The sequence below is a fragment of the Uliginosibacterium flavum genome (assembly GCF_040566545.1).
In the GTDB taxonomy this organism is placed as follows: Bacteria; Pseudomonadota; Gammaproteobacteria; order Burkholderiales; family Rhodocyclaceae; genus Uliginosibacterium; species Uliginosibacterium flavum.
In genome coordinates, this window is record NZ_JBEWZI010000005.1 from 89,837 (window position 1) to 105,264 (window position 15,428).

Annotated in this window: 12 protein-coding genes; 4 read left to right on the forward strand and 8 right to left on the reverse strand. The window is 60.5% G+C overall.

What is annotated here, in order from left to right; all coding sequences use genetic code 11:
* Positions 1-201 precede the first annotated feature (201 nt).
* Entirely contained in the window at positions 202-2,493 is a 2,292-nt protein-coding gene (locus ABXR19_RS06280) for an EAL domain-containing protein (protein WP_354600251.1), read from the forward strand.
* Between the two features lie 168 nt (positions 2,494-2,661).
* Here ABXR19_RS06280 and pabB read toward each other — a convergent pair whose 3' ends face one another.
* The 3 genes from pabB to typA all read right to left on the reverse strand — a co-directional run bounded on the left by pabB (position 2,662) and on the right by typA (position 7,946).
* Entirely contained in the window at positions 2,662-4,491 is a 1,830-nt protein-coding gene (gene pabB / locus ABXR19_RS06285) for an aminodeoxychorismate synthase component I (RefSeq protein WP_354600252.1), read from the reverse strand.
* Positions 4,492-4,500: 9 nt separating this feature from the next.
* On the reverse strand, positions 4,501-5,886 hold the full coding sequence (locus tag ABXR19_RS06290) for a transglycosylase SLT domain-containing protein (RefSeq protein WP_354600253.1): 1,386 nt from the start codon (positions 5,884-5,886) through the stop codon (positions 4,501-4,503).
* Positions 5,887-6,128: 242 nt separating this feature from the next.
* Positions 6,129-7,946, reverse strand: coding sequence for a translational GTPase TypA (typA, locus tag ABXR19_RS06295; RefSeq protein ID WP_354600254.1), 1,818 nt, complete (start codon positions 7,944-7,946; stop codon positions 6,129-6,131).
* 194 nt (positions 7,947-8,140) lie between these two features.
* Here typA and ABXR19_RS06300 point away from each other — a divergent pair, with 194 nt between their 5' ends.
* Together ABXR19_RS06300 and def are read left to right on the forward strand one after the other, a co-directional pair.
* Entirely contained in the window at positions 8,141-8,884 is a 744-nt protein-coding gene (locus ABXR19_RS06300; protein ID WP_354600255.1) for an S-methyl-5'-thioinosine phosphorylase, read from the forward strand.
* Positions 8,881-9,405, forward strand: coding sequence for a peptide deformylase (def, locus tag ABXR19_RS06305; RefSeq protein WP_354600256.1), 525 nt, complete (start codon positions 8,881-8,883; stop codon positions 9,403-9,405). The genes ABXR19_RS06300 and def overlap by 4 nt, the downstream gene beginning before the upstream one ends.
* A gap of 47 nt (positions 9,406-9,452) precedes the next feature.
* Here the strand turns inward: def and ABXR19_RS06310 are convergent, their stop codons facing one another.
* Together ABXR19_RS06310 and ABXR19_RS06315 are read right to left on the reverse strand one after the other, a co-directional pair.
* Positions 9,453-9,779: a cupin domain-containing protein gene (locus ABXR19_RS06310; RefSeq protein WP_354600257.1), complete on the reverse strand. Its 327-nt coding sequence runs from the start codon at positions 9,777-9,779 to the stop codon at positions 9,453-9,455.
* Between the two features lie 74 nt (positions 9,780-9,853).
* Positions 9,854-11,044, reverse strand: coding sequence for a hypothetical protein (locus ABXR19_RS06315; protein WP_354600258.1), 1,191 nt, complete (start codon positions 11,042-11,044; stop codon positions 9,854-9,856).
* 340 nt (positions 11,045-11,384) lie between these two features.
* Between ABXR19_RS06315 and kduI the strand changes: the two genes are divergently transcribed.
* Positions 11,385-12,224, forward strand: coding sequence for a 5-dehydro-4-deoxy-D-glucuronate isomerase (gene kduI / locus ABXR19_RS06320; protein WP_354600259.1), 840 nt, complete (start codon positions 11,385-11,387; stop codon positions 12,222-12,224).
* Positions 12,225-12,388: 164 nt separating this feature from the next.
* On the opposite strand, the gene ABXR19_RS06325 is transcribed toward kduI, so the two are convergent.
* The 3 genes from ABXR19_RS06325 to ABXR19_RS06335 are packed head-to-tail and all read right to left on the reverse strand — an operon-like array spanning position 12,389 to position 15,149.
* A complete protein-coding gene (locus ABXR19_RS06325) occupies positions 12,389-13,162 on the reverse strand; it encodes an NAD-dependent deacylase (RefSeq protein ID WP_354600260.1) in 774 nt (257 codons plus the stop codon).
* Positions 13,159-14,583, reverse strand: coding sequence for an MATE family efflux transporter (locus ABXR19_RS06330; RefSeq protein ID WP_354600261.1), 1,425 nt, complete (start codon positions 14,581-14,583; stop codon positions 13,159-13,161). Before ABXR19_RS06330 ends, ABXR19_RS06325 begins: the two co-directional genes overlap by 4 nt.
* On the reverse strand, positions 14,580-15,149 hold the full coding sequence (locus tag ABXR19_RS06335; RefSeq protein WP_354600262.1) for a hypothetical protein: 570 nt from the start codon (positions 15,147-15,149) through the stop codon (positions 14,580-14,582). The genes ABXR19_RS06330 and ABXR19_RS06335 overlap by 4 nt, the downstream gene beginning before the upstream one ends.
* Positions 15,150-15,428: the final 279 nt, after the last annotated feature.

Consider the following 15,428-nt stretch of genomic DNA (forward strand, 5'->3'; position numbering starts at 1 on the left):
GGCAAATGTCCTTTGGGCCAATGGCGCTTTCTTTGTCGATCAGAGAAAGTGTTTGCCGTGAGTTTGATTTTTTGCAGCGCGCCCGAAAGTTTCGGGCGCGCGTGCCGTTAATTCCAGAGATGGCTTGCGTAGGGGCAAGCAATGCAGCAAATGATGCAACAAGCCCCGGGGACACGAGGCTCGTGACAAAAGGAGGGGGTGATGAGCCTCGTTGTTGATCAGCAATCTGGAGAGTCTGCCATGCCGGCAGAAGAGTCCTATCGGTTTGCCGAAGATCAGCCCGCAGAGCAGTCGGCTGCTGCCGATGAGTTATTGCAGCGACCATGGCGTGTGCTGGTCACCGACGATGATGAAGAAGTTCATCGTGCGACGACCTATGCCTTGCGCGGCATTGAGGTTGATGGCCGTCCGCTGGAATTGCTGCACGCGAGCAGCGCCCTCGAAGCGATTGAGCTGCTGAAAGTCGAGCGTGACATCGCGGTCGGCATGCTGGATGTCGTGATGGAAACTCCGGATGCAGGCTTGCGTCTGGTGGAGACGATCCGCAAGGATCTGGGTCTGCACTCGATGCGCATCGTGCTGCGCACCGGCCAGCCCGGCTATGCGCCCGAGCTGGAGGTGATCCAGCGGTACGACATCAACGATTACCGTACCAAATCCGAACTCAGCCAGACGCGTTTGATTACGACCCTGACAGCGGCCGTGCGCGCCTATGAACAGCTCGAACTGATCCGTGCGGCCAATCGTGGCATGGAGACTGTGGCACGAGCCTCCAATGAAATTTTCCGCTTGCGCTCAACGCAGGAGTTTTCACGCGTACTGCTGCAGCACATGGCAGAGCTGTTCAGCCGGCCAGTAGATGGCGTGGTTTGCCTGGAGCAAGGCGCTGGCGACGCACAGCGCGACCATGGTCTGTATATCGAATTCGGCACAGGCCGCTACGCCGTAATGCAGGGCTGCATGGCCGACAAGGCGCTGGACGTCGAGCTGTTGCGCGCCATCCGGCGTTGTTCCGCGGCCCGTACCTGTGTCTTTGAATCCACGCGCTTTGCGATGTGGTTGGGCAGCGGCTCACGGGATGCGGTGGTGGTGGTGGATCTGGGGCAGTCCTTGCAGGGAGTCGAGCAACGACTGGTCGAGATGTTTGCTGCGAGCCTGGCGGTGGGCTTTGAAAATGTTGATTTGATTGAGCGTCTGGATTTCTTTGCCTTCTTCGATCCCCTGACACATCTGCCTAATCGCACGCGCTTCCTGTCGGATGTGGATCAGGATTTGTATACGCGTCAGGGAGGATCCCGCTGCCTGGCGATTGCGGACATCGTGCGCTTTTCCGAGGTCAATGACGCTTTGGGGCATCGCTGCGGGGATTCGCTGCTGGTGGCTGTGGCGAAACGCCTGCGCGGGGCCATGGGCGCGGCGGTGAGCCTTTCACGGATTGCCGGTGATACTTTCGGGCTTTACGGCCCTGAAAACTCGATTGATCCTGGCGTGATCCGCAAGGCTTTCGAGCAGTCATTTTTTGTGCACGGCCATGCCTTGTCCGTGCAGATGCGCGTCGGGCTGGTGCGGGTCAGTCAGTGCAAAGGCAATGCCGTGGAACTGTTGCGCAATGCCAATCTGGCCTTGAGTCAGGCACGTCAGTCCAGTGGCAGCGCGTTCTGCGAGTTTTCCGTGATGATGTCTGAGGATGTGCAGACCCGCGTCAGCATGCTGCACAGCCTGCGCGCCGCGATCGACTTCAAGCGCGGTTTGACCCTGCATTATCAGCCGCTGATGAACGCGTCCAGCGGTGAGGTCGTCGGCGTGGAGGCGCTGCTGCGCTGGCGCAATGATTTTGGCGAGATGGTGCCGCCGCAACGTTTTATTCCCCTGGCCGAACGTACCGGCATGATCAATGAGCTGGGTTTGTGGGTGCTGGAGCAAGCGCTGGATCGATTGTCCGCCTGGCATCGCCAAGGCTATCGCCAGCTGGGGATGGCCGTGAATGTGTCTCCGGTGCAGTTACGTGCCGATGATTTTGTCATCAAGGTGCGCCAGATCATCGAGTTCTGCGATGTGCCACCAGCGCTGATCAGTTTTGATCTGACCGAATCCATCGGGCTGGAAGAACCGGTCTTGCTGGCGTCGCGCCTGATGGCTCTGCGCGAATTGGGGATTCGTCTGACACTGGACGATTTCGGTACGGGGCACTCGTCCTTGCGTCAGTTGATGGGCTTGTGCACGGACATGGTGAAGATTGATCCGGGCTATATCGAAGAGATCGTCGAGTCGGCCGACGCGCGTGCGCTGGCGGCATCGATTGTGGATCTGGCCAAGAAGCGCAGCAGCTGCGTCATTGCGGAAGGCGTGGAAACCGCAGAACAGGCGCAAGCCCTGGTGGATATGGGCTGCGTGTTGATGCAGGGCTTTCATTTCGGCCGGCCGATGGCTGCCGATCAATTCGAACACTGGTTGCGTGCCAATAAGGCGAGCCTGCTGGTGAGCAATCCCTGATTTTGTATAAGGAGCGGCTTTAGCCGCGAATTGCCGCTCCCGAAGATCCGCTCCTGTACTCCCTCTGCAACATACCTGCCCGAAGACCCAATACGGGCAAGGCTCTGCAAGCACGCCCACTCAGCACCCAGTCCTCATTGCTCAGTCCTCTGCTGCAGGCAGGCGCGCTCAGTCCTCTGCCGCAGGCAGCAGCTTCACCTCCACCAGCCCACGCAAGGCATTGCCCAGCCAGATGCGGCGGGCTTTCAACAAGTCTTCTTTGCTCAAGACGGCCTCGACGGCGCGTCCCTCGGCCAGCAGTTGCGCACGCAGCACGCCGGGCAGCAATCCGCAGAGCAGTTCCGGCGTGCGCAAGGGGCCGTCATCCAATTCCAGGAACAGGTTGCTGCGCGCGCCTTCGCAAAGTTCGCCGCGTTCATTGCAGAAAATCACGTCGAACAGGCCGGCTTCCATCGCAGCTTTGAGGGCTGTTTCGTAAAAGACACGTGCCGTACTTTTGTGGCGCAGACGCGGATCGTTCGAGTTCAGCGCAAACGGAGCCCAGGCTGTTTTCTGATCCATCGCGGGGGCTTCCAGCGCAGCCGCAAGCAGACTGGTTTTGCCGTCACGTGCCATGGAGAGGCGCACCCGTTGGGCGTGTGCAGGAAGGGTGGCTGCAAACTCAAGCAGCATGCGGCTCTGCGAGGCATGGTCAAAAACGAAGCCCAGTTCCTGCGCCGAGCGTGCCAGACGCGCCAGATGCCAGTCGAGGTCGGGATAGCTCGTCTGGGGCGTCCATTTCAGGGTTTCGATCAGCTCGAGATCCGTGCCCAGTTTGCGCACGAAATCGGCTTTGGCCAGGCACTCGCGATATTCTGCCGCGGCTTGGGAATCGGCTACGATGCCGCTGCCGACATCCAGCCGGAAGTACCCGTCGGCGCGCAGCAGCAGGGTGCGGATTGGCACATTCAGGCTGAAATCACCATCAGGGGCGAGCCAGCCGAGGGCGCCACAGTAGAGGCCGCGCGGGCCGTCTTCAAGCGCGTGAATGATCTGCATGGCGCGAATCTTCGGGGCGCCGGTAATTGAACCGCAGGGAAACAGCGCCCTCAAAACGGTCTCGAATTTTGCGTCTACCGGGGCTGCACGCACCGTTGATGTGAGCTGGAAAACGGTTTGGAAGACCTCCAGCTCGAACAGCTGCTCGACGCGCACGCCGCCCGGCGGCGCGAGGCGGCCCAGATCATTGCGGATCAGGTCCACGATCATCAGGTTTTCGGCGCGATCCTTGGTCGAGGCTTGCAGTGCGGCGGCATTGGCGGCGTCGATGCCTGGATCCTGACTGCGTTGGGCGGTGCCCTTCATCGGGCGGCAAATGAGTTCTGCGCCCCGGTGAGCGACGAAGAGTTCGGGCGAGCGTGACAGAATCCAGTCCTGCCCGTCGAAGATCAGGGCGCCGTGTGCGACCGGCTGGGTTTCGCGCAGGCGGGCAAAGAGGGCGATTGGGTGCCCGAAGGCCTGGCCGTAGAGCGGGAAGGTGAGATTGGTCTGGTAACAATCGCCTGCGTAAATCCAGGCCAGGATGCGTTCGACGGCTGTGGCGTGGCGGGCTTCGTCCCAGTCAGGCTGCAGGCTGAGGATGCCAGCTTCCTTTTCCTGCGGGCTGAGGCGGGCCAGCGCACTTTGCCAGAATGTGGCAATCGCGTCGCCGCTGATCCGGCTGCACTGTGCAAACACCCATGCCTTCAAGAGTAGCTCTGCGTGGCTGTCTTCAGGTAGTGTGTCGTGAAGAGCCGCTTCCAGAGCGGCTCCCAGCTCATAGTTCCCTGCAAAGGCAATCCAGTGGCCGCTGTTGCGGGCGGCCTCGATGGCTGCCAGTGCGCCAGGTAGCTCGGCTGGGGTGTGTGCGGAAATGCAGCACAGCAGATTCTGCAGCAGGTTTAGCTGTGCCGGATCGCCGAGATTGTCTTCAAAAACGGCGAAGGGGCGATCAAAGCGGGGTGCTGACGCAGAAGTCAAATCAGCGGATCAGCTGCGAGGCCCGGATTTGCGGGCGGCGACCGGGCGTTTCATGGCCTTGCTCAGTGCGCGCGGCGGGCTCTGCCGGACGGAAGCAATCTTGCCGGGCTTGGTTGTGGCCAGTTCGGTGTCGGTGGTCTGCGGAATGAGCAAGGTATAGCCCGCAGCCAGCCGTGCCCGTGGTGCCAGGCCGTTCGCCGAGCGTAGAACATCGCTGCTCAGGCGCAGGCGCTGGGCGACTTCCTCGACCCGAGCTGTACGCGGCACGGTGTAAGTCTTCCAGCTGATGAGGGACTGACCCGCGTGGGCAGCGAGGTTCTCGCGGAATTTGTTCGCGTTTTCAACCGGCAGCACCAGATCGGCAGAGTGGCTGCCCGGGATGACCGGACGATTGAAGGCCGGGTTAAGGGCTTGAAATTCCGATGTGGGCATTTCTGCGAAGCGCGCTGCAACGGCGACGTCCATGCCTTGCGTGCGCTCGACCGTAACAAAATAAGGCTCGTTGGGGATATTCGGCAATTTGATGCCGTAGCGCTCCGGGTGCGCCACGATCATCTTGATGGCTTGCAGTTTGGGTACGTACTGAGCCGTCTCGGCAGGCATCCTGAGGCTGTTGAAATCGGTCGGCTTGCCGGCATTGCGGTTCGAGTTGACCGCACGCAGAACGGCGTTCTCGCCCCAGTTATAGGAAGCCAGCGCCAGGTGCCAGTCGCCTTGCAATTCATACACGGCCTGCAGATAGGTTAGCGCTGCGGTGGTCGAGGCCAGCACGTCGCGGCGCTCATCCACCCACCAGTTTTGTTGTAACTGGAAGTCTTTGCCTGTCGATGGAATGAACTGCCACAGGCCTGCCGCCTTGGCAGAGGAGAAGGCCATCGGGTTGTAAGCACTCTCCACCAGTGGCAGAAGCGCCATCTCGGTCGGCATGCCGCGTTTTTCCAGCTCGACAACGATGTGATACATGTACTTGCGGCCGCGTTCAAGGATGTTGGTCACGGCTTGCGGGTGCGCAGTGAAGGCGGCGAGGTGTTTGTCGACGATGGGATTTTCCAGATTCGGCATGCCGAAGCCGCGGCGCATGCGTGTCCAGATGTCAGCACTTTGGCTGGTGAGGTCCATAGTCTGGACGTTGGCGCGTGCGCGCTGCAGTTCTGTGGCGAAGCCGGAGACGTTTGAGCTGGAGTTGTTTGAACCGGAGATATTCGAGCCAGAGATTTCCATGCGGGCTGGCGGGGCGCTGGCGGGGCTTGTGCTGGACAGGGCCGTGCTGATGGTCAGCGCATCAAAGCGCGACGTGCTAGTCGTGTCGTCTGGTGCCGCTGTCTGCTGGGCACTTAGCAGGGGTGCGCAGCCGATAAGCAGCGCGGACAAGCTGATCAGCAGAATATGCTTCATTAAGTATGCTCCGGGGTCCGGATTGGACTGAGCCCACATTTTACGGCCTCATGTTCAAAAGGGAAGGAGATGTTTTTTTATTGCAGGCAGCAGGCCAACCTGAAAACCGTTTTTGAGGTGAAGGCTGTCAAGGCGACAAAACCTTGTGCCCGCCTGAATTTTCGCGGTATTCGGTGCGTCCTGCTGTGGTTTTCAGGGTCACAGGTGCGAAAAAAAGCCACTCCGCAGAGTGGCTCTTCAGATCAGGCCTTCGCAGCACTGAAGGCGCGCTTGCGCTCGTGTTCCTTGAGGAAACGCTTGCGCAGACGGATCGATTTCGGAGTGATTTCGACCAGTTCGTCGTCGGCAATGAATTCGATGGCCGATTCCAACGTGAGCAGGATCGGCGGAACCAGACGCACAGCTTCATCGGTGCCGGACGAGCGCACGTTGGTGAGCTGCTTGCCCTTGATCGGATTGACCACCAAGTCGTTTTCGCGCGAGTGAATACCGATGATGATGCCTTCGTACACCGGGTCGTTGTGCGACACGAACATCTTGCCGCGATCCTGCAGTTTCCAGATCGCGTAAGCCACGGCAACGCCATCGTCCTGGCTGATCAGCACGCCATTGCGACGCTCTGACATGGTCGCTGCCATCGGGGCGTATTCGTCAAACACGTGACTGGCCAGGCCGGTGCCGCGTGTCAGGGTCAGGAATTCGCCCTGGAAGCCGATCAGGCCACGTGCCGGAATGCGGTATTCCAGACGCACACGACCCTTGCCGTCCGGCTGCATATCCTGCAGTTCGCCACGGCGACGGCCGAGTTCTTCCATCACGCCGCCCTGGTTGTCTTCTTCCACGTCGACGGTGAGCATTTCATATGGCTCGCACTTCACACCGTTAATTTCACGGAACACGACGCGCGGGCGGCCCACGGCCAGCTCAAAGCCTTCGCGGCGCATGGTTTCCAGCAGAATCGTCAGGTGCAACTCGCCACGGCCGGAGACTTCGAACACGTCGGAATCTTCGGTATCGACAACGCGCAGCGCGACATTCTTCAGCAATTCTTTATGCAGACGCTCGCGGATCTGGCGGCTGGTGACGAACTTGCCTTCACGGCCGGCGAGTGGCGAGGAGTTGACCTGGAAGTTCATGGTCAGCGTCGGCTCATCCACGGCGATAGGTGTCATGCCTTCGAGTTTTTCAGGCGCGCAGATCGTCACACCGATACCAACTTGATCAATGCCGCTGACCAGAATGATGTCGCCGGCTTCAGCGTAATCCGTCTGAACGCGCTCCAGACCCTTGAAGGTCAGTACCTGACCAACTTTGGATTTGCCAATTTGCTTGTCGCCCATCATGACCGCGACTTCCTGATTTGTCTTGATGCTGCCACGCTTGATGCGGCCGATACCCAGCTGGCCGATATAGGTCGAATAATCCAGCGAGCAGATCTGCACTTGCAGCGGGCCGTCAGCATTCACTTCGGGCTGCGGTACGTGCTTGAGGATGGCTTCAAAAATCGCGACCATGTCGGTGCCGGGTTTGTCTGCATCCAGCATGGCGTAGCCGTTCAGCGCGGAGGCATAAACAACCGGGAAATCGAGTTGCTCTTCGGATGCGCCGAGCTTGTCAAACAAATCGAAGGTCTGGTTGATGACCCAGTCCGGGCGTGCGCCGGGACGGTCAATCTTGTTGACGACGACGATGGGCTTGAGGCCCAGGGCCAGCGCCTTGCGCGTCACGAAACGCGTTTGCGGCATCGGGCCTTCGACGGCATCGACCAGCAGCAATACACCATCGACCATCGACAGTACGCGCTCGACTTCACCGCCGAAGTCGGCGTGTCCAGGGGTGTCGACGATATTGATGTGGGTTTCGCCATACTGAATGGCGCAGTTCTTGGCCAGAATCGTGATGCCGCGTTCTTTTTCAAGATCGTTGCTGTCCATCACGCGCTCGGTCACTGCCTGGTGGGCGGCGAAGGTGCCAGATTGGCGAAGAAGTTGGTCGACCAGCGTGGTCTTACCATGATCGACGTGGGCGATAATGGCGATGTTGCGAATGGCGCGGCTCATGGTGTCTTGGCTTGCAGGGGGAAGAGAATGGGTCGAGGAGTCAAGGCCGGTTTAAACCGGACTATGTAACTGCTTGATAGAAAAGCCCTCAATTGTAGCACGCCAACTGGGCATACTCGTGGGTAAGTGCCAAGAGAAGCGTGCTGGCGGACGTGCTAACATCGCCCGCACATCCTTATTCCGGCATTCCTGACATGATCGCAATCATCGGTGGCAGCGGCTTGAGCCAGCTTTCCAACCTTGACATTTCACGGCGCGAAGTCATGCGCACACCTTACGGCGAGCCCTCCGGCGCTTTGCAGTTCGGTCACTTGTGTGATCAGCAGACGGTGTTCATCGCCCGTCATGGCTACGGTCACACCATTCCGCCACATGCCGTCAATTACCGCGCCAATATATGGGCCTTGAAGCATGCCGGCGCCGAAGCGATTGTCTCGGTGGCGTCGGTCGGTGGCATCGCTCCGGATCTCGGCCCGGGGGTGATTCTTGTGCCCGACCAGATCATTGACTACACATGGGGACGCAACGCCACCTTTTTCGATGGTGGCGACACGCCGGTCGTACACGTTGATTTCACCGAGCCCTATGATTCCCGTTTGCGCCAGCGCATCCTTTCCGCAGCGGCCCGCGCGGGCGAAGGCGTGGTCGACGGTGGTACCTATGCCGCCACACAGGGGCCGCGCCTTGAATCAACGGCTGAGGTCAATCGTCTGGACCGTGATGGTGCCCACGTTGTCGGCATGACCGGCATGCCTGAAGCAGTGCTGGCGCGCGAACTTGGCATCCCTTACGCCGCGATTCTGGTGGTATCCAATCACGCAGCCGGGCGCGGCAGCAGTGAGCACGGCATTCAGATGGAAGAAATTGAAGCCACTCTCAAGCTGGCAATGGGGCGTGTACACAATCTTTTGCAACACTTTTGTGGCGCCTGCCCATGATTCGTCCGGTATTGCGCATGGGTGATCCGCGCCTGCTGGAGCGCGCCACAGAACTCGCCGAGTTTGATACCCCGGAACTGCACGCGCTGATCGCGGACATGCTGGAGACGATGGAGCATGAAGGCGGCGTTGGATTGGCCGCGCCGCAGATTGGCGTCGGGCTGCGTCTGGTGGTTTTCGAGGTGGACGCCTGTGAGCGCTATCCGGATGCGCCATCCGTGCCACAAACCGTGTTGATCAATCCCGAACTGGAATTCATCGGAGAGGAGATGGAGGAGGGCTGGGAAGGCTGCCTGTCAGTGCCTGGCTTGCGCGGCGTGGTGCCGCGGCATGTGAAGCTGCGGTATAGCGGCTTCGATCAGTTCGGGCGGCGCATCGAGCGTGAGGCCGAGGGCTTTCATGCGCGCGTGGTGCAGCACGAATGCGATCATCTGGATGGCACGCTCTACCCCATGCGGGTTCAGGATTTCAGACGATTTGGTTTTGTTGAAGCGCTTGCGCCAGCAAGCGAAACTGAATAATAAAAAACCGGCTCGCGAGCCGGTTTTTTATTGCTGCAGCGCAAGATTTACTTGGTCAGGAAATCTTCGCGAATCGGGGTGAAGGTGTCGAGCAAGATGCCTGCTTTCAGGCACTTGCAGCCGTGCATGATGTGCGGCTCTTTATAAAGCGTATCACCGGCTTTGACGATCTTGACGGTATCGCCAATGGTGAATTCGAATTCGCCCGACAGCACATTGGTCAGCTGTTCATGCGGATGGTTGTGCATGTAACCGATGGCGTTGTCGGCGAAATGGACTTCGACCTGCATGATTTTGCCAGCATGGGCCAGGATGCGGCGACTGACACCATTGCCCAGATCTTCGAGCGGGCAATCTTTGTTGAATACGAACATTGCGGAATTCCTTTTAAGAGACAGGCCGGAATTATACGTAGGCCCGCCGACGACGCAAGCACATCAAATGTTGCTCAAGGCAACTGCTGCGTCAGCCACATGATCAAGGCCAGCAGGCAGGCTGAGCCAAGGGCAAGCAGCACCAGCTGCAGCTTTGGTGAGAGTCCCGTCAAGGTGTTTCTGTTTGAATTTGTACGGTCGCTATCGCTATCGTCGCGCAAAGACACCCATTCTGTGGCGTCACCCGCGCTGCTGTGAGGCGACTGTGCCTGAAAAGGCCGGAGCGGCGCTGATGCAATCTCTGCCGGCACAGCGACAGCCGCCGTGGGTGCGGGAGCATCCAGTTCCATCACGTTCGCAAGCGAGCCTGTGCGTCTGGCGCGGATACTGCCGGGCGGAGTACTTTTGGGGGACTCAGGTGCTGGCGGTGGCGGCGCCTCATGCCCGCCCAAGGTGCTGCCAGCGCTGAGATCGGTGCTTGTCATGTTGCCTAGTGGGCTGGAGCCAGGGTTGGCAGCCAGATAGGCCTCCAATGCGCCTTCGTTGGCGATCAGGGTGCGTTCCGGATCGTGTTTTTTGGTGACGCCTGACGGGCCGGTGCGCAGGTGATCGGCGTCCTGTCCCACAATGACCGTAGCCGTCACGCCGCCTTTTGCTGCATTGCTGCGCGGCACGATCAGGGTGGGGGCGTTGGAGGGATCTGCTTGGTCGGACAGGGTCTGTTCGATTTGGCGGCGTGTTTCGTCCAGTTGCGAGCGGGGAACGACGAAGGTCGGCATGCTGCTTGGGTCTTGTTCCGTGGCCGCTTGCCGGGTCATCGCGGCGACCTGGGTGCGTGGCACGATCAGGGTCGGTGCGTTGGAGGGATCAACCTCGTCCCGCAGGTAGCGGGCAAGTGCATCCGGATTGGCGATCTGGGTTTTTTCAAGATCGTTGGAGGCAATTGCTGCCGGGTATCTTGTAACCGCAAGGGCTTGGGCTGGCGGCGCCACTGGCGCTGCGATTGCCGGGCTGGCCAGTGCGGGAGCCTCTGGTTGCTGAATATCCAGCTCCACCATCATGCCGATACGGCGCAATTCGGCGATATAACGTTCGCCCATTTCGCGGCTCAGGCCTTTTTTCAGCACGGCATTGCGGCCTGAAAACAGGCGATCGACTTGCTGCGGAGATGCCTTCAGGCGCCCACCAGCGGTTTGTTTGACCGCCTCAAGCGCAAAGCCTTCCAGCACCGCGCCTGCAAAAATTACCCGGTACTCGCTTGCCATTCATCATCTCCCGGCTTGTTTGCGTCCTGCCGCGTTTGAACGGCTGCAGGCGTCTCGTATCTTTGTCGGCGCATGATAACCTCGGATCGTCGGCCATTCATGCTGTTCACATGGGAATGTGGCAGATTTGCTGCGCTGATCGAGTCAGTCATGCCAAAACGTCGAGCTGGATCAAGACTTGAGTTTGCGATCATCCTTAACATGCAGCGCTTGGCCGGGTTTGTCCGACTTCAGGAAGCAATTTGGGCCGAGTACAATTGTCTTTCTATTTTCCAAACCACCCCCCCTTTAACCGGAAGCGGCCTGTTTGCGCAGCTTCCTCAAACCGATGGAGCCAAGCATGCAGATTGATATCCGCCAGGCCGTAAACGCCGCCTACACCAAGACTCTTGATACCGCAGGCCTGCGCAATGAGTTCGTGGTCGAGCAGATTTTCGTGGCCGACCAGATGACCATGACTTACAGCCACGTTGACCGTATCGTTTTTGGCGGCATCATGCCGGTGGCCGCCGAGATCTCCATGCCGGATCTGGGCAAGACTTACGGCACGGCTTATTTCCTCGAGCGTCGCGAGCTGGGCGTGATCAACATCGGTGGTGCCGGCGTGATCGTGGTCGATGGCGTGTCTTACGACATCGGCAGCGAAGAGGCGCTGTACGTGGGCAAGGGTTCCAAAGAGCTGCTGTTTAAGAGTGCTGACGCTGCCAACCCGGCCAAGTTTTACTACAACAGCGCTCCGGCGCACGCGGCCTACCCGAGCAAGAAGATCACCCGGGAGATGGCCAGCCCGCAAGTCATGGGCGATGCCAGGACTTCGAACAAGCGCACCATCAACAAGTACATCGTGCCTGGCGTGGTCGATAGCTGTCAGCTGGTCATGGGCCTGACCAAACTGGACGAAGGCAGCACGTGGAACACCATGCCTTGCCATACGCACGAGCGTCGGATGGAAGTGTATTTCTACTTCAACATGCCCGCCGACGGCCTGGTCTTCCACATGTGTGGCGAGCCGACCGAAACGCGTCACGTCGTGATGCGTAACGAGCAGGCGGTGATCAGCCCGAGCTGGTCGATCCACTCTGGCGTGGGCACGCAGGCTTACACCTTCATCTGGGGCATGTGCGGTGAGAACCAGACCTTCCCGGATATGGATCACGTTGCGATGACAACGCTGAAGTAAGCGGACGAGCAGGCAAAAAAAGCCGGACGGCCAAGCCGTCCGGCTTTTTTATTGCTGATCAGACGGTGCCCGAAGAGCCGCGTCCCGCCTTACCGCGGCGCACACCGGCCTGAAGATCCTTAATGGGCGCGGCTCTTCAAGCATGCCCACTCAGCACTCAGTCCTCAGCACTCATTGCTTAATTTTCCCCACAGTTGCTCCAGCGCCGCTGCCGCACCGCAGCGCCAGGTGACATCGGCAAAGCGGCTGACTTCGGTGGGGGTCGGGTTGATCTCCACGGCAAGGGCGCCAAACTGTCGCGCAGCGATGAAAGGCTGGGCGATGTAGGGGAAGACGCTGGTGGTGCCGATCGAGAACACCAGATCGTAGCCCTCATCCAGTACCTGTTCCAGACGCTTGACGGCAGGCCGGGGCAGGGCTTCGCCGAAGAGGACTACGGCGGGACGCAGCTGCCCCAGACAGTGCGGGCAGGGTGGCGGAAGTTCGTGAAGTTCGCTGTAGTCGCTAACGCTCACCTGATGCCCGCAGTGCGGGCAAAACAGCTCGAACAAGTCGCCGTGAATCTCGATCAGATCTGCGCTGCCCGCTTCGCGGTGAAAGCCATCAATGTTTTGCGTCAGGACCGTGGTTGGTACGCGATCCTGCAGGGCGGCGATGATGCGGTGCGCGGCGTTTGGTTTGGCGCCACGGCAGGTTGCTTCGATCCGGGCCAGATGTTTCCAGGTGATCTCGGGCTGAGCCGCCATGATTTCACCGGACAGCGCAACTTCAATCGGCAAGCCGTCGTCAGTGTGCTGATCTTCGTTGTACAGCCCGCCAAAGCCGCGATAAGTCGGCAGGCCGGAGTCCGCCGAAATGCCGGCGCCGGTGATGAACAGCACCCGGCGGGCTGTGGAGAGCCGCTCCGCGACTCGGTCTACATCGGGCAGGTCTGTCATGCCGCGTCCCTATTGGTTCTTGAAGATGGGTGCTTGCGCAGGGCCGCCCATAGGAGGCCTGCGAAGAGGAGTGCGGCCACGCTCGAGGAGGCGACGCCCGCTTGCCAGAATCCGGCCAGGCCCTGGGGCGCGATGTTCAGCGCCTGCAGTCCGTGATAGCACAGCCACCAGCCGCCTGCCAGTCCGACTCCCCAGAAGCTGAAAATGTGAACGAGCATCGGCAGGGTGGTGATTTTCAGCCCACGCAGGGCTTGTGCGGCGATGGTCTGGGCGGCGTCCACCAACTGGTAAAGGGCAATCAAACCGACCAGTCCGAAGGCTGCGGCGCGCACCGCCGGGTCGGGCACGCTGGCTTCGATCAGCGGCCTTTGCAGCAGCCATAGCGTGATCCCGACCAGTACGGAAATCGTACAGCCCAGCGCCATGCCGGCAGCGGCAGTACGACGTACGCGCGCCCAGTCCTGCGCGCCAGCGGCCTGGCCGACCAGCGCCAGGGTGGCAATCGAAATCGACAGCGGCAGCATGTAGCAGGTGCCGGCGAAGTTGCCGAGCAGGCGGTTGGCGCCCACGGCTTCTGCACCGAGGCCGGCGACCAGCAGGCCGATCAGCGCGAAGCTGCTCATTTCGACGAAAGTGGACAGGCCGATCGGCAGGCCCAGCTTCAAATGCTCGGCAATCAGCGGCCAGCGCGGCCCTTGCCACTGACGCAAGAGCTGTAACTCACGGCTGACCGGCGAGCGTATCAGATAGATCAGCCCCACGACGGCCAGCAACGTGGTGTTGAAAGCAACCGACGCCGCGCAGCCGACCGCACCCAGCGCTGGCAAGCCGAACCAGCCGAAGGCAAGCATCGGCGCCAGCAGGACATGACTCCCTGCATTCGCCAGGCCGAAGAACATCAGCATGCGCGGGCGACCCAGCGCGTTGAGCATGCCGCCACAGGCGCGATACACCAGCGTGCCGGGCAGCGCCAGCGCCAGCACGGCCAGATAGGCGCGGGTGCGTTCCGCCACCGCCGGGCTGACATGATTCATGTTCAGTAGCCAGTCCGGCATGGCCAGAATCAGGCTGCCGCCGACAGCCAGCAGCAGGCACAGCCACAGGCCTTGTTGTAGCGTGGCGGGCAATTGATCGAAACGCCTGGCACCGACGTGATGTGCGGCAATCGGCGTCAGGCCTTGCACCACACCGGCACCGGCCAGCATCACCGACATGTAAAGCCCGGCGCCGATACCCACGGCGGCCAGATCCACGGTGCTGACGCGCGCGGTGATGACGGTATCGACAATGGCGGTGCTCATTGAGGCGAGCTGGGCGATCAGGATCGGCGTGGCGTGCTTCGTAATGGCCGAAGTGATAGCTGGGCTCGAAGCGCCCCTCCCGATTTCAGAGGGAAGGTCAGCTGACGGTGTGTCACTCATGCGTGATCGGCGCCAACCCGGCTGCGCCACTTGGCCTTCCAGTAAAAGCCCGCGAGCAGGGCCAGGGTCGCCGCGCCCATCAACCAGTAAGCCACGGCCTGCCAGAAACCATAGGGGTCGCTGAGCAGTGAGTATTGCTGGCCCTGTCCGCGAAAAGCGATGTAGCCCGTCAGCAGCGCCTTGATCGGTGGATACAGCGCGGCCAGTGCGGGCGCAAAGCTCACCAGCAGGCCGCCGGTGATCGCCAGAGCATCGCCAAACCTGCGGTGGCGCGAGCGTGGTGCAAAGCCGGCTTCCACGCGCAGAAACAAGGCGACCAGTGCACACACCAGTGCGGTGACCGGCCCGACAGCCATCAGCAGCCCCCATGCGGCACCCGCCAGCAGGAAGGCGCCCGAGCCGAGGGTGATGACCCAGCTCCACAGACGCGGGAAGAAAATAATCGCGGGCAGGGTCAGGAGCAGGGCCGTGACGGCAATCAGGGACCAGCGGCGCGCTCTGCGGTGCAAAGCATCTCCACGCAAGATGACGGCAACGGAATCAACGGGAGTTTCGGATGGGTTCATAGGCGAGAGTGTACGGGGGCGAATGGCGCGTGGGAAGTAGGACGTCGCAAGTCGCAAGTCGCAAGTCGCAAGTCGCAAGTCGCAAGTCGCAAGTCGCAAGTCGCAAGTCGCAAGTCGCAAGTCGGGGGTTGGAGCGGCCGGAGGCGGCGAAGTTTCCGGTTTCGCGTGTTGGCGAGAAGTTTAATTGCGGCAGTCTGTAGAGCCGCGCCCCGCTTGTTTGTGCGGCAAGCCTGCCCGAAGAAGTCCGCCCCGTGAGGCTCTTCAGGCATCTTGTATCCA